General features: G+C 60.4%; 23 protein-coding genes. 19 read left to right on the top strand and 4 right to left on the bottom strand.

The features are described from left to right. Positions 1 to 42 precede the first annotated feature (42 nt). Entirely contained in the window at positions 43 to 927 is an 885-nt protein-coding gene (locus LC334_RS02705) for a 50S ribosomal protein L11 methyltransferase (RefSeq protein WP_085798668.1), read from the top strand. Positions 928 to 1,034: 107 nt separating this feature from the next. Beyond that, entirely contained in the window at positions 1,035 to 1,379 is a 345-nt protein-coding gene (locus LC334_RS02700; RefSeq protein ID WP_085798667.1) for a hypothetical protein, read from the top strand. A 236-nt stretch (positions 1,380 to 1,615) separates the two neighbouring features. Here the strand turns inward: LC334_RS02700 and LC334_RS02695 are convergent, their stop codons facing one another. Together LC334_RS02695 and LC334_RS02690 are read right to left on the bottom strand one after the other, a co-directional pair. Further along, positions 1,616 to 2,539: a dimethylarginine dimethylaminohydrolase family protein gene (locus tag LC334_RS02695; protein WP_085798666.1), complete on the bottom strand. Its 924-nt coding sequence runs from the start codon at positions 2,537 to 2,539 to the stop codon at positions 1,616 to 1,618. 20 nt (positions 2,540 to 2,559) lie between these two features. Then, on the bottom strand, positions 2,560 to 4,119 hold the full coding sequence (locus LC334_RS02690) for a zinc-binding metallopeptidase family protein (RefSeq protein WP_085798800.1): 1,560 nt from the start codon (positions 4,117 to 4,119) through the stop codon (positions 2,560 to 2,562). A gap of 145 nt (positions 4,120 to 4,264) precedes the next feature. On the opposite strand from LC334_RS02690, the gene LC334_RS02685 reads away from it, so the two are divergent. Beyond that, the gene (locus tag LC334_RS02685) at positions 4,265 to 5,164 is read left to right on the top strand and encodes a LysR substrate-binding domain-containing protein (protein ID WP_085798665.1); all 900 of its coding nucleotides are present in this window, start codon (positions 4,265 to 4,267) and stop codon (positions 5,162 to 5,164) included. Between the two features lie 151 nt (positions 5,165 to 5,315). On the opposite strand, the gene LC334_RS02680 is transcribed toward LC334_RS02685, so the two are convergent. Continuing rightward, positions 5,316 to 5,513: a DUF1127 domain-containing protein gene (locus LC334_RS02680; RefSeq protein WP_085798664.1), complete on the bottom strand. Its 198-nt coding sequence runs from the start codon at positions 5,511 to 5,513 to the stop codon at positions 5,316 to 5,318. A gap of 110 nt (positions 5,514 to 5,623) precedes the next feature. Then, positions 5,624 to 5,788 carry a hypothetical protein gene (locus LC334_RS02675; protein WP_223412852.1) on the bottom strand — a complete coding sequence of 55 codons (165 nt, stop codon included), beginning with the start codon at positions 5,786 to 5,788 and terminating at the stop codon, positions 5,624 to 5,626. Here LC334_RS02675 and ruvC point away from each other — a divergent pair. The 16 genes from ruvC to LC334_RS02595 all read left to right on the top strand — a co-directional run bounded on the left by ruvC (position 5,787) and on the right by LC334_RS02595 (position 19,750). Next, complete coding sequence (ruvC, locus tag LC334_RS02670) at positions 5,787 to 6,284, top strand: crossover junction endodeoxyribonuclease RuvC (protein ID WP_085798663.1); 498 nt, start codon at positions 5,787 to 5,789, stop codon at positions 6,282 to 6,284. The genes LC334_RS02675 and ruvC overlap by 2 nt on opposite strands. Further along, on the top strand, positions 6,281 to 6,934 hold the full coding sequence (ruvA, locus tag LC334_RS02665) for a Holliday junction branch migration protein RuvA (protein ID WP_085798662.1): 654 nt from the start codon (positions 6,281 to 6,283) through the stop codon (positions 6,932 to 6,934). The genes ruvC and ruvA overlap by 4 nt, the downstream gene beginning before the upstream one ends. Before the next feature lie 3 nt (positions 6,935 to 6,937). Further along, positions 6,938 to 7,966, top strand: coding sequence for a Holliday junction branch migration DNA helicase RuvB (ruvB, locus tag LC334_RS02660; protein ID WP_085798661.1), 1,029 nt, complete (start codon positions 6,938 to 6,940; stop codon positions 7,964 to 7,966). Between the two features lie 110 nt (positions 7,967 to 8,076). Next, a complete protein-coding gene (locus LC334_RS02655) occupies positions 8,077 to 8,712 on the top strand; it encodes a hypothetical protein (protein WP_085798660.1) in 636 nt (211 codons plus the stop codon). Positions 8,713 to 8,774: 62 nt separating this feature from the next. Next, positions 8,775 to 9,275: an RNA 2',3'-cyclic phosphodiesterase gene (gene thpR / locus LC334_RS02650; RefSeq protein ID WP_244900025.1), complete on the top strand. Its 501-nt coding sequence runs from the start codon at positions 8,775 to 8,777 to the stop codon at positions 9,273 to 9,275. 30 nt (positions 9,276 to 9,305) lie between these two features. After that, positions 9,306 to 9,692 carry a tol-pal system-associated acyl-CoA thioesterase gene (ybgC, locus tag LC334_RS02645; RefSeq protein ID WP_085798659.1) on the top strand — a complete coding sequence of 129 codons (387 nt, stop codon included), beginning with the start codon at positions 9,306 to 9,308 and terminating at the stop codon, positions 9,690 to 9,692. A gap of 114 nt (positions 9,693 to 9,806) precedes the next feature. Further along, positions 9,807 to 10,502, top strand: coding sequence for a protein TolQ (gene tolQ / locus LC334_RS02640; protein ID WP_085798658.1), 696 nt, complete (start codon positions 9,807 to 9,809; stop codon positions 10,500 to 10,502). 3 nt (positions 10,503 to 10,505) lie between these two features. Beyond that, complete coding sequence (gene tolR, locus LC334_RS02635; RefSeq protein ID WP_085798657.1) at positions 10,506 to 10,979, top strand: protein TolR; 474 nt, start codon at positions 10,506 to 10,508, stop codon at positions 10,977 to 10,979. 9 nt (positions 10,980 to 10,988) lie between these two features. After that, entirely contained in the window at positions 10,989 to 12,101 is a 1,113-nt protein-coding gene (locus LC334_RS02630) for an energy transducer TonB (protein ID WP_085798656.1), read from the top strand. Continuing rightward, positions 12,101 to 13,423, top strand: coding sequence for a Tol-Pal system beta propeller repeat protein TolB (gene tolB, locus LC334_RS02625; RefSeq protein ID WP_370737934.1), 1,323 nt, complete (start codon positions 12,101 to 12,103; stop codon positions 13,421 to 13,423). The genes LC334_RS02630 and tolB overlap by 1 nt, the downstream gene beginning before the upstream one ends. Positions 13,424 to 13,500: 77 nt before the next feature. Continuing rightward, positions 13,501 to 14,013, top strand: a complete 513-nt coding sequence (gene pal / locus LC334_RS02620; RefSeq protein WP_085798654.1) for a peptidoglycan-associated lipoprotein Pal — start codon at positions 13,501 to 13,503, stop codon at positions 14,011 to 14,013. 15 nt (positions 14,014 to 14,028) lie between these two features. After that, on the top strand, positions 14,029 to 14,877 hold the full coding sequence (ybgF, locus tag LC334_RS02615; RefSeq protein WP_085798653.1) for a tol-pal system protein YbgF: 849 nt from the start codon (positions 14,029 to 14,031) through the stop codon (positions 14,875 to 14,877). After that, the gene (gene tilS, locus LC334_RS02610; RefSeq protein WP_085798652.1) at positions 14,874 to 16,133 is read left to right on the top strand and encodes a tRNA lysidine(34) synthetase TilS; all 1,260 of its coding nucleotides are present in this window, start codon (positions 14,874 to 14,876) and stop codon (positions 16,131 to 16,133) included. Before ybgF ends, tilS begins: the two co-directional genes overlap by 4 nt. 101 nt (positions 16,134 to 16,234) lie before the next feature. Next, on the top strand, positions 16,235 to 18,151 hold the full coding sequence (gene ftsH, locus LC334_RS02605) for an ATP-dependent zinc metalloprotease FtsH (protein WP_085798651.1): 1,917 nt from the start codon (positions 16,235 to 16,237) through the stop codon (positions 18,149 to 18,151). Positions 18,152 to 18,252: 101 nt separating this feature from the next. Continuing rightward, on the top strand, positions 18,253 to 18,933 hold the full coding sequence (locus LC334_RS02600) for a methyltransferase domain-containing protein (protein ID WP_085798799.1): 681 nt from the start codon (positions 18,253 to 18,255) through the stop codon (positions 18,931 to 18,933). A 211-nt stretch (positions 18,934 to 19,144) separates the two neighbouring features. Beyond that, on the top strand, positions 19,145 to 19,750 hold the full coding sequence (locus LC334_RS02595; RefSeq protein WP_085798650.1) for an MOSC domain-containing protein: 606 nt from the start codon (positions 19,145 to 19,147) through the stop codon (positions 19,748 to 19,750). The last annotated feature ends 115 nt before the right edge of the window (positions 19,751 to 19,865 follow it).

The raw sequence follows: 19,865 nt of genomic DNA, 5'->3' as shown, positions 1-19,865 counted from the left end.
GCCGGGCTAGAGCATCGGCTTGACCCGAGCCGGAGCCCGCACATGCCCACATTCACCGCACTGACGACCCTGTCGGGGAAAGGGCCCGCCGAGGCCTTGGCCGAGGCATTGGAGACGTTGAATCCTGAGCCCACGGGCGTGGGTGTGTTTGAAATGGAAGATGGTTCGGGCCTGTGGGAAGTGGGGGGATATTTCAATGAGGCCCCGGATGAGGCCGGGCTGGCGCTGCTATCAACACTGCACGGCGCGCGGCCCTTCGCAGTCTCGGAATTGCCCGAGACCGACTGGGTGTCGAAGGTAAAACGCGAGCTCGTTCCGGTCGCGGCGGGGCGGTTCTTCGTCTATGGCGGCCATGATGCCGACAAGGTGCCAGAGGGCTGTGAGCCACTGCTGATCGAAGCGTCGATGGCGTTCGGCACCGGGCATCACGGCACCACACTGGGCTGCCTGCGCGCGCTGGACCGGTTGGTTGATGATGGTTATAACGCGCAGTCGGTTCTGGATCTGGGGTGCGGTACGGCGGTGCTTGCGATGGCTGCCGCGCGGGTCTGGAACGGGACCGTGATTGCAAGCGACATTGATGAGGTCGCGGTCGATGTCGCATCGGCTAATGTGACCGCGAACGGACTGGAAGGCCGGGTCATGTGTCTTGAGGCGGCGGGGCTGGACCACCCTAAGCTGGCCGAATCACGGCCATTTGACCTGGTCTTTGCCAACATCCTCAAAGGACCGCTGATCGCGCTGGCGGGTGACATAACCGCCAGTTTACGCCCTGGCGGACACGTGATTCTGTCGGGCATTTTAAATGAGCAGGCAGACGAGGTGATCGAGATTTATGCGCGATCAGGAAACAGTCTGGTGGATCGGCAGGAGATTGGGGATTGGACGACGACAATGCTTTGCAGATTTGACGCAAATTTGCTTTGAAAACAATAGATTCAATGTTGCGGCCTTGTTTTCGCCTCATTTCAAACGTAGTTTTTTCTTGATCGTGGTGGGGGCCATGTTTGCGGGAAACTGCTATGAATAGAACAATGACCAATTCTTACGACGGGTTTGAAGACCGTCTGGAAAAAATTGATACCAAGCACGCAAAAATGGCGCGTGGGTACAAAGGCACGATTGATCGCGATGGTCTGATTGTCTTTCGTCCGGTACGTCGCCGGGCGGGTGTTCCCGTCAAAGCAATTGTCGTGCTGCTCATCGGATTTTTTGTCTTCAAGGGCATGGTGATGGCGCATACCGGGGCTTCGATCTATGAAGAACGGGTTGCTGCCTTGAAAAACGGCACGCTGATCGAGCAGGTCGGCGCGTTTGCCATGCAGCCTGACCCTGTCACCGTGGGTGTGGCCACGCAGCTGGGGCATATCTTCAACTAACCGGCAAGAATTTGCTGCGCGTGGTTCCCCTGTCCCGAAGGGTGCGCGCGGCGCTACTGGAGCTTTCTCTCTCGGTGTCCTCCAAGTAAAACGAGTTGTTCGGTAAAATAGAAGCCCCGCGCATGGTTCGGCGCGGGGCTTTTCTTTTGCCTGGAGCGCCCGCGCCGAACCAAGGCGCGAGGAATAAATCTTTCAGCTATCAGCCAAAGCGGGTTTTCAAACGCGTTTGACCGCTACTATGCCTCGCGCCGCAAGGCCTGTGCCATACAATGGATGCCGCCCCCGGTCTTGGAGATCTCGGCGGTTTCGACCGCTGCTACTTCGAAGCCACGGGCGCGGAGCTGGTCGATGAGGACCGTGGACGACGACGGCGCGATCACTTTGTCATTGCCTAGCGACATCATGTTGCAGCCCAGTGCCATCGTGTCCTGGAACGGCACATCGATGATCTCGTGACCTTTTGCGCGCAGCCAGTCGACGATCGCGGGCTCGGTGCAGGCGAGGCAGACGGCAGTCAGCTTGTCGGCCACGGGCACCACCATCAGGTCGATATGCACGTAATATTCGTCGATATAGGCAATGCGCACCTCCCAGCCCTCGGCCTCGAACCAGCTTGCGACCTGCTTGGCACCGGCCTCGTTGGTGCGGGCCTCGCCGCAGCCGATCAGCACGCAGCCTTCCTCGATCACGTTGAAATCGCCGCCTTCGAAGGTGCCGGCGGTGACCATGTCATAGATCGGGATGCCGAGCTTCTCATAGGCACGGATCGCCGCGTAGTTTTCACCCCGGCGCCACCATTGCGACATTGCGGTGATGAAGGCGCCATAGGGGGTCATGCAGGAACTGTCACGGGAATAGACCTGCATGGTCAGTTCCGGCTCGGCCTCCAGCATATGCACATTGACGTTGAAGTGCCGGTAGGCATCGACCAGTTCGGCGTGCTGGGCCTGGGCGGTCTGGATGTTGCAGGGGGCTTCGCGCAGATGCTTGCGCGACAGGCTCGACGTGGCGCGGTGAAAGAGATGCGCTGGCGAGCCGAGCAGCACGTCGGTCAGCGGGTCGGTCTCGTTTTTGAAGCCCCAGTTGGTGAGCGGCGCGGTGCCGCCCTTCGGGTTGCGGCGCTGCAGGGTGAAGGCGTCGGTTGTTTTATCAAGAGCCATGGAAGGGTCCTTTCTGAGGTTCAGGCGCCGGGCATGCTGGCGGGGATCCACCAGTCATGGCCGCGCGGGGTTGTGACGTATTCCGGCCAGCGGAAGTGAACCGGCGGGTCGTAATCGCAGAGCGGTGGGATCATTGCCGCGCCCGTGCGGGTCTTGAATTCCTCCATCGCCGCGTCGCGGGCGGCCTTGTCTTCCAGCAGGCGCAGGGCCGAGGCGGCCAGCACTTTGGAGGCCGTGCGGATCATCGGGTCGATGGTGGCGGGGATGCCTCCCAAAGCGTTCATCACCCACGCCGGGTAAGGCCCGCCCCTGAGGGCCGGGCGGGCGATGTAGAACCGGGCGATGGGGGCGTGCCAGCACATGTCGGTATAGTCGTCCGAGGTGGAGCTGATCTGGCTGGGCGGCAGATCGCGGCGCAGGATCGCCTCGGCCTCTTGTGGCGGGACCAGCCGGGTAAGCTCGTCGATGAAAGGCTGTGCCATCGGTTCGGTGCCCGCATTGCGCTGGATCTCGCGTGCGATGTTGTTTGCCGTTTCGTCCCAGTGCGGCGCGCCGACCTGTTGCAGCGCGTCCCAGACCACGTTCGCCATCGCGTGATTGGCAAGCCCCGGGCGGGATTTGCAGACCCAGTGACGCTCCACCCGGCAGCCTGTCATCGCGGCGGCGGCTTCTGCATTGCGATCCAGAACGGTGGTGATCCGGTCGGCCATTTCAATGGTGGGCACGCGCATCATGTACTGGATTTCGGCCAGCCCGGCGGGCAGGTTGTCGGCGGTGGCCTGCCCGGCGGTCAGGATCGCCTCGGAGACCGACCAGCCGCCCTGATGCGGCAGCATGGCTTCGCGCAGCGCCTTGGACGATTGGTACATCATCGTCAGCGCGTCATTGGCGCCGGGTGCGCGCACGTCGGAATGGCTTTGCGGTATGGGCGCGTTATCCGTCGCACCCCAGGTCTCGGGCGCATCACAGATGAAGCGGTAGATCATCGCGTAGGCCGCGCCGCAATGGGTGTCCCACCGCACGGTATTGCACATCGGCAGCATGTAGAACGGGTGGAAGGACAGCATCGCCGCCAGCCCGTCATAATAGCCTTTGGCCGCATGGATGGGTTTGGAGCCGCGCACCTTTTCCGCTGGTTCCCCGGTATAGCGCAGCCCGCCTCTGATGCCGTGCTTCTCCATCGCTGCCTTGGTAGCAAGCAGACCACCCAGCGTGCTGATGCCGAGCCCCGAATGCGGGTCGGTATGGCCGCCGGCCTGAAACCCAAGGCCCTTGCGTGGTTCGCGCCGGGTGCTGGGCGCTTGGCAGTTTCCGGGCACCGCATCGTATTCAGCATACATGCCGATGACTGGCCCGTCGCCATTGGACCATTCGGCGCAGAAGGCGGTGGGCATGCCGCCGGAGCCCTCCTCGACGGTGAAACCTTCGGCCCGCAGACGGGCCACGTACCATTCGGCCGAGCGGTACTCGCGCCAGGCGGGCTCTGCGAAATCGAAGATGGTTGAACACCATTCCGAAAGCTCTGGCATCCGGGCGTCAATCACGTTCAGGGCATCGGTTTGAGCATTCGACAGCGACATTGCAATCTCCTTGAGTCGCATTTAGCCCGTGAACTGTGCTTTCGAAAAGTGAAAGGTTCTCTCTCATTGGGTAATTTCCTTCACCTTTTGGGTTAAATCTGGCAAGATTTGGTGAGCAATATTTTCAGAGGAAAAGCGAAACAGCATGTCACGTATTCCGACGACCCAGGCCCTGCGCGCGCTTGAGAGCTTTTCGCGCCACGGTGTGGTCTGGAAGGCTGCAGAAGAGCTGAACCTGACGCGCAGTGCGGTCAGCCACCAATTGCGGCTGCTTGAGCGTGATTTAGGTTTCACGCTGTTCAATCGGGTCGGTACCGGGATCGAATTGACCAGCCGGGGCCGAGCCTATGCCAATGATGTAAGTGCGGCGCTGTCGATGATCAGCCGTTCGGCCTCGCGCCACGCTGGGGGCGGATTGAGCGGCCAGCTTATCGTCAGTTGTACGCCCGGGTTTGCAGCGAATTGGCTGAATACTAAGGTTTCGAGGTTCCGCGCGATATGCCCCGAGGTTTCACTGAGAATCGTATCGCCCAAAGCGCTGGACGATCTCTCGGACCCCGAGGCCGATGTCTTTGTGGCGTTTGGCGATCCGGCGCGTCATACCGGGCCGGTCGAAGTGCTGCGCGAGGTCGCGTTTACCCCGTTGGTCAGTCCGGTTCTGTTGAACCGGTTGGGAGGACTTTCGGCTCCGGGGGATGTTCTGCGCGCCGATCTGCTGCATCTGTCGGACCGCGGTGATTGGACGGCGTGGTTGCGCATGGCGGATGTGGCAGGCCGCGAGGATATGAAGGGCATCATATTCGCGGATATGACGCAGGTTTATTCGGCGGCGATCAATGCCCAGGGCATTGCGATGGGCGACGAGTTTATCTGTCACGACGCGATGGCGGCGGGGCACTTGGTCCGCCCGTTCGATCTGGCGGTTAATCCCGCGAAATCATATTATCTGTGGGTGCCGCCGACAAAGCAGGATATCGCCAGCGTGATTGCCTTTCGCAACTGGATCCTCGCCGAACTTCCAAGTCCGAAAGCCGCCCGCGCATAAGAGTTGTTGGCAAACCTTGTTTGTCAAATCCTGAGCAGCCGCTGGCTTGCACATGGGGTCAAACAGGCCTGAAAGAAAAAACCCTGCGCAGGGAGGGGCGCAGGGCTCTTTATTGCTAAATCGGCCAGGGAGAGTGACCGGAAAGCAAATCTCAGTGGTAGATGCCAATGCGGCTGATGTCGGCGCGGCTCAACCCGATATCGTCAAGCTCGCGCTCGCTGAGTTGCGACAGGGCCTTACGGGTGGCGCGGGCGTCAAACCATGCGGTGAACGCAGCGGTGAATTTTGCAACGGCGTCGCCAATGATGCCGGTTGCGGCATGGGTGCGGGTGGTGTCGATGACGGCCATGATTTTCTTCCTTCTTTCCGGTATGTTGACCCGGTTTGTAACAGTTCGATGTCTGTGGCTGAGCTAGTCCTGAAATGCCGCACTTACAAGCGGCGAAAACTGCATATTCCCTATGCAATCAATGCATAACTGGCGTGTTCCGTATGGCTTTCGCCGCCATTTTGATGTGATGCTGAATGGGGGAGATGCGAGATAACGTTGCGCATTCCGCTTGGTGTTTGTTCTCGTTTCGTGCTAGTGCTTGGCAAAACACAAAAGAGCAGGGCTGTTTTCATGCGTGTATTGGGTATTGACCCCGGGTTGCGAAACCTCGGATGGGGAGTGATTGACGTGGATGGCAGCCGTCTGAGCCATGTGGCGAATGGCGTCTGCAAATCAAGGGGAGAGGATATGTCGGCGCGCCTGTTATCCCTTCATCAACAGCTTACAGCAGTGTGCGAGGCCCACATGCCGGATACGGCTGCGGTGGAACAAACCTTCGTCAACAAGGATGGCGCGGGCACGCTGAAACTGGGCCAGGCGCGGGGCATTGCGATGCTGGTGCCGGCGCAGTTCGGGTTGAACGTCGGGGAATATGCGCCCAACCGGGTCAAGAAGACCGTTGTGGGTGTGGGGCACGCCGACAAGGCGCAGATCGGTCATATGGTGAAGGTGCAGCTGCCGGGGTGCGATCCGGCCAGCCCCGATGCGGCGGACGCTTTGGCAATTGCCATATGTCATGCGCATTATGCGCGGTCGATCCAGGTAACAGCTGAGAAGGTGCGTGCATGATCGGGCGGATCGCAGGCCGGGTGGATTACCGCGCCGAGGATCACGTGCTGATCGATGTGCGCGGTGTGGGGTATCTGGTCTATTGTAATGATCGCACGCTGCAATCGCTGCCAGGGGTCGGCGAACATACTGCGCTTTATACCGACCTTCTGGTGCGCGAGGATAATCTGCAGCTTTTCGGTTTCACCTCATTGGTCGAAAAGGAGTGGCACCGGCTCCTGATGTCGGTGCAGGGGGTTGGTGCCAAGGCGTCAATGGCGATTCTGGGCGCGCTGGGGCCTGACGGCGTGGGCCGTACGATTGCGCTGGGCGACTGGAATTCGGTCAAGGCGGCTAAGGGGATCGGCCCCAAGACCGCGCAGCGCGTGGTAAATGAGTTGAAAGACAAGGCGCCGCAAGTGATGGCGATGGGCGCGAGCCCGGTGCCGGTTATTGATCGCGGCAGCGATGAGGTGATCGAGGCAACTGTGCCCGCCGCACCTGTAGCCGGGTCCGGCGCGCAGGCCGAGGCGCTGTCAGCCCTGAGTAATCTGGGTTATGCGCCGGGCGAAGCCGCCGGTGCCGTGGCGCAGGCGGCAGGTGATGCGCCCGAGGCGGAGACCTCTGCGCTGATCCGGGCGGCGCTGAAATTGCTGGCACCGAAAGGGTGATAGATGGCCGAGCCTGATCCCACCTTGCGGCCTGAACATCTTCCTGAAGATCAGGACCGGTCGCTGCGGCCGCAACAGCTGAGCGAATTCATCGGTCAGGCCGAAGCGCGGGCCAATTTGCGCGTCTTCATCCAGTCCGCCCGCCAGCGCGGCGAGGCGATGGATCATACGCTGTTTCATGGCCCGCCCGGTCTGGGTAAGACGACGCTGGCGCAGATCCTGTCGAGAGAGCTGGGCGTCGGGTTCCGGATGACCTCGGGCCCGGTGTTGGCCAAGGCGGGGGATCTGGCGGCGATCCTGACCAATCTGGAGCGCAATGATGTGCTGTTCATCGATGAAATTCACCGGCTGAACCCGGCGGTTGAGGAGGTGCTCTACCCCGCGCTGGAGGATTTCGAGCTGGATTTGGTGATCGGCGAGGGCCCGGCTGCGCGCACGGTGCGGATCGAATTGCAGCCCTTCACGCTGGTCGGGGCGACCACGCGGTTAGGGCTGTTGACGACGCCGCTGCGCGACCGGTTCGGCATCCCGGTGCGGTTGCAGTTCTATACCGATGACGAGCTTTTCGAGATCGTGAGCCGCAATGCCGATCTGCTGGGCGCGCCCGCCGATGCAGAGGGTGCGCGAGAAATTGCCCGTCGCGCGCGGGGCACGCCGAGGATTGCCGGCCGACTGCTCCGGCGCGTGGTGGATTTTGCCCTGGTTGAAAGTGATGGCCGGGTGACGCACGCCATTGCCGATCACGCGCTGACCCGATTGGGCGTGGATCATATGGGTTGCGATGGCGCTGACCGGCGGTATCTGACGCTGATCGCCGACGCCTACCAGGGCGGGCCGGTGGGGATCGAGACCATCAGTGCCGCGTTGTCGGAATCGCGCGATGCGCTTGAAGAGGTGATCGAGCCGTTCCTGTTGCAGCAGGGGCTGATCCAACGCACCCCGCGCGGACGCATGCTGGCGCAACGCGGCTGGCGGCATCTGGGCTTGGCCGCGCCAGACGGAAAGGCGCAATCTGACCTCTTTGGGAAGTGACTTTCCTGTCTGGATTTCGAGTATTTTGGGGAAAGGAGAAGCAAGGGTGCGTTGACCTCGGGCCCGGTTTTGGTATGTCGTCCGGGATTTGAGATAAAGGACTTTCGGGAATGCAACCGGACGAGATAGAGGCGTATTTCACCCGCAGCGACGATACGTATCTTTTTGCTCGGTGGGGACGGCCGATTGCGCCTATTGTCTTTGGCGTCGATGATGCGACGCTGAGCGTGGTCAAGGGGGCAGTCGAGGCCGTGGTACGCCTTGCCGGTCACGAAATGGCCGAGGCCGACCCGGAACTGGGTGCGAACCTGATGTTCTTTTTCTTTCGCGATTGGGACGAGCTGCCTCAGGTGCCCGATCTTGACCGGTTGATCCCGGATCTTGGCCCTCTGGTGGCGCGGTTGAAGGCGGCGGATGCTAACCAGTATCGCAGTTTCCGCTTCGACGACGCAGGCGCAATTCAGGCAAGCTTTGTTTTCCTGCGCATGGACCAAAGCCTGAGCGATATCCCCGCTGAAACACTGGCGCTGAACCAGATGGTCCAGACGATCCTGCTATGGTCGGATCAGGCGTTTCTTGATCATTCCCCGCTGGCGAACTTGCCCGAGAGCGGCGGCGTGATCCTCAAGCCTGAAATTGGGGACCTGATCCGGGTCAGTTATGATCCGATCCTGCCGGTGGTGGCGCAGGATGCCAGTCATGCGCTGCGGATATACGCGCGGATGCAAGCCGCCCCACAGACCTAGCTTACGATGCGTGCGTTTGTCGGCCCCCCCTTCCGGACAAGGTAATTTCCGCGCTCGAGCGCGTGCAGGCGGAGCTGTCGATCGGGCGGGCAGTGGCGCCGGAAAACCTGCACCTGACTCTGGCCTTTCTGGACGAACAACCCGAGATGGTTCTGGCGGCGCTACACGACGAACTTGCCCTGATCACCGGGCCGCAGCCACGTATACGGATCGCGGGACTGGATGCACTCGGCGGCGCAAAGGCACGGTTGGTCTTTGCTGCTGTTTCGCCAGATCCGGCGCTAGTTTCTCTGCGAAAGCGCGTACGTATCGCGGCGCGCGCCGTGGGCGTGAACCTGCCACGCGAGCGCTTTCGCCCGCATGTGACCCTGGCCCGGTTCCGGCAACGCCAGGTACCCGGTGAGTCCGAAAAGCTTGCAGCGTTTCTTGCACGAGAGGGCGCCTTTTCACTGCCGGAATTTATGGTCGCGGACTTCGCGCTCTACCGCTCGACGCTGACACCGGAGGGGCCTATCTATGACACTTTGGCGTCCTACTCTCTGGCTATTGGGCCGGACTTGTAACCAGACGAGACTGCCCATAGGGTCCGCGACATGAGCTATATTTTCCCGATCCGCGTCTACTACGAAGATACCGACATGGGCGGGATCGTGTATTACGCCAACTACCTGAAGTTCATCGAGCGCGCCCGAAGTGATTGGGTGCGTGAGATCGGGATTGATCAGAATGCGATGCGCGATCAGGGCGTCGTCTTTGCTGTCCGGCGGGTTGAAGCCGACTATCTGGCACCTGCCCGGTTTGACGATGAATTGCAGGTTGAGACCACTACGCAGGCGGTGACCGGCGCGCGACTGGTGATGGAGCAGAAGGTCAGCCGGGGCGATGATCTGCTTTTTTCGGCGATCGTGACGATTGTTTGCCTGAATGAGAATGGGCAACCGGCGCGTCTTCCGGCAAATATCCGCCTGATGCTGCATTAAACCCTGAAAAAAACCGCTCCTGATGCGATGTGATTGGCTTTCCCCTTTTAAATCGTCTAGTTTGCACAGCAATAAGTCTGGGACATAACCGGGCCAAAATAAAAGAGCAGGCAGATGGAAGCAGAAACCCTGGCAATGGCACAGGAGATTGATTTCTCCATGTGGGCGCTATTCGCACGCGCAACCTTTATCGTAAAAATCGTCATGCTGATGCTGATCGTGGCCTCCTTCTGGGCCTGGTCGATCATCATTCAGAAATGGATTACCTATCGAAAGGCGCGCCGCGAGGCAGAAATTTTTGACCGCCGTTTCTGGTCCGGAGAGCCGCTGGACCAGCTTTTCGATGAAATCGGCCCCGAGCCTGGTGGGCAGTCGGAGCGCATCTTTGCCGCCGGCATGATGGAATGGCGACGGTCGCACCGTAATGATGGCGAGATGATCGCCGGAGCCACCGCGCGGATCGACCGCAGCATGGACGTGGCCGTGACGAAAGAGGCCGAAGGGCTGCAGCATGGGTTGCAGGTGCTGGCCACGGTCGGCTCGACCGCGCCGTTTGTCGGGCTTTTCGGCACGGTCTGGGGGATCATGAACGCCTTTATCGAGATTGCCGAACAGCAAAGCACCAATCTGGCGGTTGTCGCGCCGGGCATCGCCGAGGCGCTTCTGGCCACGGGGCTGGGGCTGCTGGCAGCGATCCCGGCGGTGATCTTCTACAATAAGCTAAGTGCCGACAGCGACAGGATCGTCGCCGGTTACGAGGCGTTTGCAGATGAATTCGCCACCATCCTCAGCCGCCAGTTGGACGGCTGACCGATGGGGGGTGGTGTCATGCAAAAGGCCGGTGACGGGGGCCGCAGACGGCGGGGCCGGGGGCGGTCGCGCCCGATGTCCGAGATCAATGTCACGCCTTTCGTGGATGTGATGCTGGTGCTGCTGATCATCTTCATGGTGGCGGCGCCGCTGATGACGGTGGGCGTGCCGGTGGAATTGCCAAAAACCGCTGCTGCGGCCTTGCCGGGAGAGCAGGAAGAGCCACTGACAGTCACCGTAACTGCCGAGGGCGTCGTGATGATCCAGACGACTGAGGTAGACCGCAATGAGCTGGTGGCGAAATTGCAGGCGATTGCTGCCGAGCGGGACAGCGCGCGCATATACCTGCGCGCAGACGGGTCGGTGTCTTACGCCGACGTGGTGCAGGTGATGGGCGCGCTCAATCGAGGCGGTTTCAATGATATCGGGCTGGTGACGGATACCGGCGGCCCGACGCTGGACGGCCGGGACGGCTGACGCAGAGAGATGAATACCGGGCAGATCATATCCGGGGCGGGGCATCTGGCCCTGATCAGCTGGGCCTTGCTGGGCGGCGTGTTCAAATCCGAGCCGCTGCCTTTTGAGGTGACCGAAGTGACGGCGATTTCCGGCGAGGAATACGCGGCCCTGGTCGCACCGCAGGAGGCACCGGATACGGCAGTGGATATCACGACGCCGGAAGCGCCTGCTGAGGACAGTGCACCTGAGTTGGGCACTGCCGCCGATAGCTCGCCCGAGATTGCCCAGCCCGAAGAGGCTGAAACAGCACCACCGGACGAGAGCCCGGATGTAAGTGAGTTGGCTCCACCTCCCGAAGCTGAGGTCAGCGATGAGGCACCGGAACTGACGCCGCCCGCTGAAGATGTTGCTGTGTTGGTGCCCGAGGTGGCCGAGCAACCCAAGCCGCGGGCGGCAGAACGGGTCGCACCGGAACCGGTCGCCCAACCCGAACCTGAGACGCAGGTGGACGAGGTTGCCCAGCCCGAGACCGTGCCTGATGAAGCCGCAGAAACCCCGCGTGAAGAAACCGAAGCCACCGCGCCTGAGGAGGCCGCGACCGAGATCGTGACGGAAGCCGAAGAGCCTGCGCAGGCTCCGGTAACCTCGTTACGGCCAAAAAATCGCCCGTCGCGGCCAGAACCGACCGAACCGGTGGAGCCGGTACAAACGGCCCAACCCGACACCGAGGTGACTGAACCGCGGACCGACAGCAGTTCGGTCAATGACGCACTTGCCGAAGCTTTGGGAGGTGGTGAAACCGGGACAGCCGCGCCAAGCGGGCCACCGCTGACCCGTGGTGAGAAGGATGCGCTGCGCGTTGCCGTCAAGCAATGCTGGAACGTTGGCAGCCTGAGCACCGACGCGTTGCAGGTGACCGTGGTGGTGGGCGTCAAAATGACCCAGGATGGAAAACCCCAATCCGTAACACAGCTAAGCGCCACCGGCGGATCGGGCGCAGCGGTCAGCAAGGCATATGAGGCCGCGCGCCGGGCGGTTTTGCGCTGCGGGGCCAAAGGCTTCGATCTTCCCCGCGACAAGTATGACCATTGGCGCGATATTGAGATGACATTCAATCCCGAAAAAATGAGGATCAAATGATGAAACAGTTTCTTACGCTCCTAATGGCCCTGACGCTGTTTATCGCCCCTGCCGCCGCGCAGAGCCCCGGTCCGCTTCGAATCGAGATTGACGAGGGTGTGATCGAGCCCTTGCCCTACGCGGTGCCGGATTTTGTGGCAGACTCGGGCGCGGGAGCGGAGTTTGGGCGTAACATAGCGCGGGTGATCGCGGCGGATCTGAGCGGAACCGGACTTTTTCGGGAATTGCCAAAGGAGGCGTTCATCAGCCAGATCACCAGCTTTTCAAGCCCGGTACAGTTCGCCGACTGGAAGGCGATCAACGCTCAGGCACTTATTGCCGGTGCTGTCAGCGTTGATAGTCAGGGCAAGTTGGTGGTGCGGTTCCGGGTTTATGACGTGTTCGCAGGTCAGGAATTGGGGCAGGGGCAGCAACTGGTCGGAACCCAGGATGGGTGGCGGCGTATCGCCCACAAGATTGCAGATCAGGTTTATTCCCGCATCACCGGTGAGGGCGGCTATTTCGACAGCCGGGTTGTCTATGTCGCGGAAAGTGGCCCCAAGGATAAACGCGCCAAGCGGTTGGCGATCATGGATTATGACGGGGCCAATGTGAAATATCTGACCGACAGCGCGGCCATCGTGCTGGCGCCGCGATTTTCCCCGACCGGCGATCGCATTCTCTACACAAGCTATGAAACCGGCGAGCCGCGCATCTATGTGTTGAATATCGCTAACGTGAATCGGCGTGTGTTGGAAACGCAGGCAGGCACGATGAGCTTTGCGCCACGCTTTGGCCCTGATGGGCAAACGGTCGTCTATTCGCAGACCCAGGGCGGCAATACCGACCTTTTTGCTATGAACATCGCGTCCGGTTCAGCGACACGGCTGACGACAACTCCATCAATCGAAACGGCACCTAGTTTCAGTCCTGATGGCAGCCAGATCGTGTTTGAATCTGACCGCTCGGGCACGCCACAGCTTTACATCATGTCGTCGGGTGGCGGCGAGGCGCGGCGGATCAGTTTCGGTCAGGGGCGCTATGGCACACCGGTCTGGTCGCCGCGCGGTGACCTGGTGGCCTTTACCAAGCAATCGAAGGGGCGTTTCCATATCGGGGTGATGCGAACCGATGGCAGCGAAGAGCGGCTGTTGACGGCGTCATTTCTGGACGAGGGGCCGACCTGGGCACCCAATGGCAGGGTGATCATGTTTACCCGCGAAACCCAGGGCGCAGCAGGCAAGGCCGGGCTTTATTCGGTGGATATCAGCGGTCGGAACCTGAAACCGGTCACGACCGAGTCGGGCGCCAGCGATCCGGCTTGGTCTCCGTTGCAAAATTAGGTGGGACGCGCGTTTTCATGGCGTGCGGGCTATGATAGAAGGCACTAGGGCAATGAAACAAACGAGTGGGGCACAACATGACATATCTGAGCAAGACACTATTGCTATGCGCCGGTCTGGCGCTGGCGGCATGTACCAATGCCGACCGGTTCGGTGGTGCGAATGGCGGTGCCGGTGGCGCGGGCAGCGGCGCCTTTGAGCCGGGCAGCGCACAGGATCCAAAATCACCGCTTTATTTCCAACAGACTGTGGGCGACCGGGTACTGTTCCAGGTTGACCAGTCGACGCTCACACCGCAGGCACAGGTTACGTTGGACGGGCAGGCGCAATGGCTGACGTCGAACCCTGAATTTAACGCGACGATCGAAGGTCATGCGGACGAGCAGGGTACACGGGAATATAACGTGGCGCTTGGAGCGCGGCGTTCAAATTCGGTACAGGAATATCTTGTGAGCCGTGGTGTAGCGCCGAACCGCCTGAAAGTGGTGAGCTTCGGTAAGGAACGCCCGATCGAGATTTGCAGTGAAGAGGCCTGCTACGCGAAGAACCGTCGGGCGGTGACCGTGGTTTCAGTCGTGCCGGTCAGTTAAGCGCGGAGGAAGAAGATGCGCCGATTTATTACTGTTCTGGCTTTGTTGGCCGTTGTCAGCCCCCTTGGGGCACAGGCGCAGAATGACGAAACCCTGGCGGACATCCGCCAGGAGTTGTCGATCCTTTATGTCGAAGTGCAGCGGCTCAAGCGCGAGCTCAGCACCACCGGCGCCTCTGGCGATGTTGCGGTGGGTGGCTCGGCCCTTGATCGACTGGGTGCGATCGAAAGTGAACTGCAACGCCTTATCTCCAAGACCGAAGAGCTGGAGTTTCGCATCGACCGGGTGGTGACCGATGGCACGAACCGCGTTGGCGATCTTGAATTTCGCCTGTGTGAGCTTGAAAGCGGCTGCGATGTCAGCACGCTTGAGACCGGCGATACACTGGGCGGCGTGGCACCCGCGACCAATGGCGGCACCGATGCCGTGATTTTACCAGCAGACGATGATGCTACTCTGCCCGAAGACGGACCTGAACTGGCGGTAAGTGAGAAAGCTGATTTCGAGGCGGCAGAGGCAGCTTTGACAGCGGGTGACTATGCAGTTGCCGCAACCAAGCTCGCGGCGTTTCAGCAGGCCTATCCCGGTGGTCCTCTGACTGAAAGAGCAGGGTTGATGCGGGGCGAGGCGCTGGAAAAATCCGGTGATCTGAAGCAGGCGGGGCGCGCCTATCTTGATCTCTTCAGTACGAATGAGGCCGGACCGCTTGCGCCGGAAGCGTTGTACCGGCTTGGCGCTATTCTGGGACAACTGGGGCAGACTGACCAGGCCTGTGTGACGCTGAGCGAGGTCGGAGTGAGATTCCCGCAGGATGCGGTGGCGCCGCAGGCGCAGACCCAGATGGGACAATTGGGCTGTCAGTGACCGCAAGGGGCAACACGTCGCTGATCGACCGTATCGCCAGCGCATTTTTGCCTGATCGCCCCGTTCGGCTTGGTGTCGCGGTATCGGGAGGCAGTGATTCGCTGGCGCTGATGTATCTGCTACGTGACTGGGCCGACCAGGACGGCCCGGTGCTGCACGCGGTTACGGTAGACCACGGATTGCGGCCGGAATCTGCGGATGAGGCCGCACAGGTTGCCGAACACGCGGCACGTCTGGGTATCAGCCACGATTGCCTGATCTGGGGTGGCTGGGATGGCCGTGGTAATCTGCCGGATCAGGCACGGCGCGCGCGGTATCGATTGCTTGAAAGCTGGGCCGTCAATCGTGGGATCAGCCACGTCGCTTTGGGTCATACTGCCGATGACCAGGCAGAAACCTTTCTGATGCGACTGGCACGAGAGGCGGGGGTAGATGGCTTATCGGCCATGGCACCATCCCGGCGTCAGGGGCAGGTCGTGTTCTGTCGTCCAGCGCTTGAGGTTAGTCGGGAAGAGCTTCGGAGTGAATTGCGCAATCGCGGTGTGCGCTGGATCGACGACCCGACCAATGAAGACGACGCCTATGAACGGGTTCGCGCCCGTCAGGTTCTTGCGGCGCTGGCACCATTGGGCATTAACGCCGCTTCGCTGACCGCGGTGGCGCGGCATATGTCCGATGTGCGAAAGACGCTCGGTTGGTATGTTTTTCAGGCCGCCCGCGACCTGGTGACCTTTCAGGCGGGCGACATTCTGATCACACGTCAAGAATTTGATGCGCTGCCGCACGAGGTTGCGCGCCGGCTGATTCAATCGGTCCTGAAATGGATCAGCAATGCCGAGTATTCAGCGCGCGGACGAGCGATCGAATTGCTTATGGCGGCAATCCGCGACGGGACAGGCATGACCTTGCAGGGGTGTCAGGTGATCATAGAGCCTGATCGATTGAGGGTCATTCGGGAATACCAGGCGGTTACAGAATCGCGTGTCGATATCGGGGAGGTCTGGGACGCGCGATGGCGGTTGACAGGCGATATCAGCACAGATGATTTGAAGATCGGGGCGCTTGGTCCAGAAGGGTTACGACAATGCCCCGATTGGCGTTTGGCGGGTCTGCCGGAAGCCTCGCAACTGTCGGGCCCAGCGGTCTGGCGAGGTGGCGAGTTGGTCGCGGCACCGTTGGCAAATCACGGTAATAGCTGGGTCGCGCAGCTGATCCGCCACGAAGAAGGCTATTTTGCCTCATTATTATGCTCGTAAGATGCTATAGAATGACGTTGAAGATCGAGTAATGATCTCTATTTAAGACAGGTGGGTCTTGTGCTAGACGCGGGTCCGATCGATTTCATGGGAGAGTTTCCTTGGGTAACGCGAGAAATGTCGCCTTTTGGCTTGTTTTGTTCCTGCTGATCCTGGCGCTGTTCAATCTGTTCAGTGGCTCGGGCAACACGCTGCAAAGCAAGACGCTGAAGTATTCCGAATTCATCAGCGCGTTGGAGGATGGCAAGATCAGCCAGGTCACGCTGGATGGTGAAAATGTCCGGTTCCGCGATGCGGACGGTAAGGAATATATCACGGTCAAACCGCAGGACGCCGAGGTGACCCAGCTTTTGATCGAAAAAGGTATCCCGGTTGCCGCCGAAAGTCAGGAGCAATCGGGTTTCCAGACCTTCTTGCTGTCGCTGCTACCCTTTGCGTTGCTGATCGGGGTGTGGATATATTTCATGAACCGCATGCAGGGCGGCGGTAAGGGCGGTGCAATGGGCTTTGGCAAGTCCAAGGCCAAGATGCTGACCGAAAAGCAGGGCCGTGTCACCTTTGACGACGTGGCCGGTATCGACGAAGCCAAGGAAGAGCTGCAGGAAATCGTCGAATTCCTGCGTCATCCGCAAAAGTTTTCGCGCCTTGGCGGACAAATCCCCAAGGGCGCGTTGCTGGTGGGCCCACCGGGCACCGGTAAGACATTGCTGGCACGGGCCATTGCCGGTGAGGCGGGGGTGCCGTTCTTCACCATCTCGGGCTCGGATTTCGTGGAAATGTTCGTGGGTGTCGGCGCAAGCCGTGTCCGTGACATGTTCGAACAAGCCAAGAAAAACGCACCCTGCATCGTCTTCATCGACGAGATTGACGCCGTGGGTCGCCACCGGGGTGCGGGTTACGGCGGCGGTAATGACGAGCGCGAGCAGACACTGAACCAGCTGCTGGTGGAAATGGATGGTTTTGAGGCCAATGAGGGCGTGATCATAATCGCCGCCACCAACCGGAAGGACGTGCTGGATCCGGCGCTGCTGCGCCCGGGCCGGTTTGACCGTCAGGTGACGGTACCTAATCCAGACATCAAGGGTCGCGAAAAGATCCTCGCCGTGCATGCGCGCAAGACACCGCTGGGCCCGGATGTGGATCTGCGGATCATCGCCCGTGGGACGCCTGGCTTCTCGGGCGCTGATCTGGCGAACCTGGTGAACGAGGCGGCGTTAACCGCTGCCCGTGTCGGACGCCGGTTTGTGACGATGGATGACTTTGAAAACGCCAAGGACAAGGTCATGATGGGCGCCGAGCGCCGATCAATGGTGCTGACCGACGACCAGAAGGAAAAAACCGCGTATCACGAAGCCGGTCACGCGGTTGTTGGACTTACGCTGCCGAAATGCGATCCGGTCTACAAGGCCACGATCATCCCGCGCGGTGGCGCGCTTGGCATGGTGGTCAGCCTGCCCGAGATTGACCGGCTGAACTGGCATAAATCAGAATGCGAGGAAAAGCTTGCGATGACCATGGCGGGCAAAGCCGCGGAGATCATCAAATACGGGCCTGACGATGTGTCGAACGGGCCGGCGGGTGATATTCAGCAGGCCAGCGGCTTGGCGCGGGCGATGGTGCTGCGCTGGGGCATGTCCGACAAGGTTGGAAATGTCGATTACGAACAGGCCCACGAAGGATATATGGGTAATGCGGCTGGCGGGTTCTCGATCTCGGCGGCGACCAAGGAACTGATCGAAGATGAGGTCAAGCGCCTGATCGACGACGCCTATGCCAAAGCCTTCGAGATTCTGACCGACAAAAAGGAAGAATGGGAGCGTCTGGCCAAGGGTTTGCTGGAATATGAAACGCTGACCGGCGAACAGATTGTGCGCGTAATCAAGGGCGAACCGCCGGAAGCCGATGATGACGGCGACACGCCCGATGATGGAACAGCGCCGTCGGTTACGGCAATACCCAAGACGAAACCCAAATCGCGCCGTGGCGATGGCGGGTTGGAGCCAGAGCCATCAACGTGAGTGATACTGCGCGATCTTCTGACTGGAATCCCGGAGCCTACGCCCGGTTCCACGACCTGCGCCTGCGGCCCGGGCTGGATCTGCTTAATGCGGTTGGGCGGATGGGTGCCGGTGACGTGGTTGATCTGGGTTGCGGCAATGGCGCACTGGGTGAAGCATTGGCGGCGCGCGCCGCAGGGCGTTCGGTTATTGGCGTGGATGCCTCGCCGGCGATGCTGACCAAGGCGCGGCAGTCCAAGGGTTACACGACATTACAGCAGGCAGATATCCGCGATTGGCATCCGCGCAGCACGCCGGGAATGATTTTTTCCAATGCGGCGCTGCATTGGGTTGGCAATCACGAACAGCTGCTGCCGCGTCTGGCACGGATATTGGGCAAGGGTGGTACGCTGGCGGTGCAGATGCCGCATCAGAACAAGTCGCCCTCGCATCGGGTCTGGCTCAGCCTTGCTGAGGAGCTTTATCCCGACCGAGTTGAGAAAATGGGCACCCCCGGTGTGATGGCGCCGGTGAAATACGAAGAGCTTCTGGCCCCGATGGGACAATTCCGGCTTTGGGAAACCGAGTATTTTCAGCGCCTTGGTGCCGAAGAGGGAAGCCACCCCGTGCGCCGGTTCACCGAGAGCACTTATGCTCGTCCCATCCTTGAGGCGCTTAATGCCGAGGAAAAGGCCGACATGATTTCGCGCTACGAAGAGGTCATGCATGCGGCCTATCCGGTGCGTAAGGACGGCTCTGTCCTGTTCCCGTTCCGGCGGATGTTCTTCACCCTGACGGTGTGACCTTGCGGCGGTTCTTACTGAACCGAGGTCGCTAGCGATCACGCAGTTCAGTTCTGCGCCAGGGGCGTTGCTCTGAACCTCGGAGTATTTCTGTAAAGGTGAATTGAGGACGCTGCCCACTACATTTGCCACTTGCATTCACAATTTGTCATTTGACGCCTGTCGCCGGGGGCGGGAAGCTACGCGGGACATCTAACCCGGAGAGCATACGATGCCTGCACTTTTGCCCACGGAATTCACCGCAAGGATAACCTGGTTGGGGCGGGTGGAGCGGGGTGGCGAGGGTATTCGTTCGGTGCCGCTGGAAATGGTCGAGGCGACCTTTGCCGGGGTAGAAGGCGAAGTTCACGGCGGGTTGACCCGTGCGGCCTGTGTACGGGTGCGCGACCAACATCCTGAAGGCACGGAAATCCGTAACGTGCGGCAATTTTCGATCGTTTCAGCCGAGGAAATGGCGGTGATCGCATCGGAAATCGGCGTCGATGTGCTGGCGCCCACATGGCTTGGTGCGTCACTGGTGATAGCGGGCATTCCGGATTTCAGTCATGTGCCGCCTTCATCAAGGTTGCAAAGTGCCGCGGGCACGACCCTGGTGATCGATATGCAGAACCGGCCCTGCATCTATCCTGCCAAGGAAATTGACAAGGACAAGCCGGGGTATGGCAAGGCCTTCAAACCGGCGGCAACCGGGCGCAGGGGTGTGACCGCCTGGGTCGAGCGTGAGGGGCCTTTGCACCTGGGCGATAAGTTGCGCCTGCATGTGCCTGACCAGCGGGCTTGGGCGCATATTCACGATAGCCTGGATCGCGCCGAGTAGATCAGCCTCGGATTCTGAATTCCCCTGTTTTTTCAGGGCAGCACTGTTTCCGATGGGAAACTTTGGCTTGGGTTGCCGACGCAACAGGTGTGGGATATGTCGGATTTGCGTTCTG

Origin of the sequence: Roseovarius aestuarii (genome assembly GCF_019966515.1) — a bacterium.
In the GTDB taxonomy this organism is placed as follows: domain Bacteria; phylum Pseudomonadota; class Alphaproteobacteria; order Rhodobacterales; family Rhodobacteraceae; genus Roseovarius; species Roseovarius aestuarii.
This window is presented reverse-complemented; position numbering and strand designations above follow the sequence as displayed.

What these genes read in the sequence shown, in the direction of transcription:
- LC334_RS02705 (WP_085798668.1), top strand. Translation starts at nt 43, where the DNA reads ATGCCCACATTCACCGCACTGACGACCCTGTCGGGGAAAGGGCCCGCC.
- LC334_RS02700 (WP_085798667.1), top strand. Translation starts at nt 1,035, where the DNA reads ATGACCAATTCTTACGACGGGTTTGAAGACCGTCTGGAAAAAATTGAT.
- LC334_RS02695 (WP_085798666.1), bottom strand. Translation starts at nt 2,539, where the DNA reads ATGGCTCTTGATAAAACAACCGACGCCTTCACCCTGCAGCGCCGCAAC.
- LC334_RS02690 (WP_085798800.1), bottom strand. Translation starts at nt 4,119, where the DNA reads ATGTCGCTGTCGAATGCTCAAACCGATGCCCTGAACGTGATTGACGCC.
- LC334_RS02685 (WP_085798665.1), top strand. Translation starts at nt 4,265, where the DNA reads ATGTCACGTATTCCGACGACCCAGGCCCTGCGCGCGCTTGAGAGCTTT.
- LC334_RS02680 (WP_085798664.1), bottom strand. Translation starts at nt 5,513, where the DNA reads ATGGCCGTCATCGACACCACCCGCACCCATGCCGCAACCGGCATCATT.
- ruvC (WP_085798663.1), top strand. Translation starts at nt 5,787, where the DNA reads ATGCGTGTATTGGGTATTGACCCCGGGTTGCGAAACCTCGGATGGGGA.
- LC334_RS02675 (WP_223412852.1), bottom strand. Translation starts at nt 5,788, where the DNA reads ATGAAAACAGCCCTGCTCTTTTGTGTTTTGCCAAGCACTAGCACGAAA.
- ruvA (WP_085798662.1), top strand. Translation starts at nt 6,281, where the DNA reads ATGATCGGGCGGATCGCAGGCCGGGTGGATTACCGCGCCGAGGATCAC.
- ruvB (WP_085798661.1), top strand. Translation starts at nt 6,938, where the DNA reads ATGGCCGAGCCTGATCCCACCTTGCGGCCTGAACATCTTCCTGAAGAT.
- LC334_RS02655 (WP_085798660.1), top strand. Translation starts at nt 8,077, where the DNA reads ATGCAACCGGACGAGATAGAGGCGTATTTCACCCGCAGCGACGATACG.
- ybgC (WP_085798659.1), top strand. Translation starts at nt 9,306, where the DNA reads ATGAGCTATATTTTCCCGATCCGCGTCTACTACGAAGATACCGACATG.
- tolQ (WP_085798658.1), top strand. Translation starts at nt 9,807, where the DNA reads ATGGAAGCAGAAACCCTGGCAATGGCACAGGAGATTGATTTCTCCATG.
- tolR (WP_085798657.1), top strand. Translation starts at nt 10,506, where the DNA reads ATGGGGGGTGGTGTCATGCAAAAGGCCGGTGACGGGGGCCGCAGACGG.
- LC334_RS02630 (WP_085798656.1), top strand. Translation starts at nt 10,989, where the DNA reads ATGAATACCGGGCAGATCATATCCGGGGCGGGGCATCTGGCCCTGATC.
- tolB (WP_370737934.1), top strand. Translation starts at nt 12,101, where the DNA reads ATGAAACAGTTTCTTACGCTCCTAATGGCCCTGACGCTGTTTATCGCC.
- pal (WP_085798654.1), top strand. Translation starts at nt 13,501, where the DNA reads ATGACATATCTGAGCAAGACACTATTGCTATGCGCCGGTCTGGCGCTG.
- ybgF (WP_085798653.1), top strand. Translation starts at nt 14,029, where the DNA reads ATGCGCCGATTTATTACTGTTCTGGCTTTGTTGGCCGTTGTCAGCCCC.
- LC334_RS02600 (WP_085798799.1), top strand. Translation starts at nt 18,253, where the DNA reads ATGGGTGCCGGTGACGTGGTTGATCTGGGTTGCGGCAATGGCGCACTG.
- LC334_RS02595 (WP_085798650.1), top strand. Translation starts at nt 19,145, where the DNA reads ATGCCTGCACTTTTGCCCACGGAATTCACCGCAAGGATAACCTGGTTG.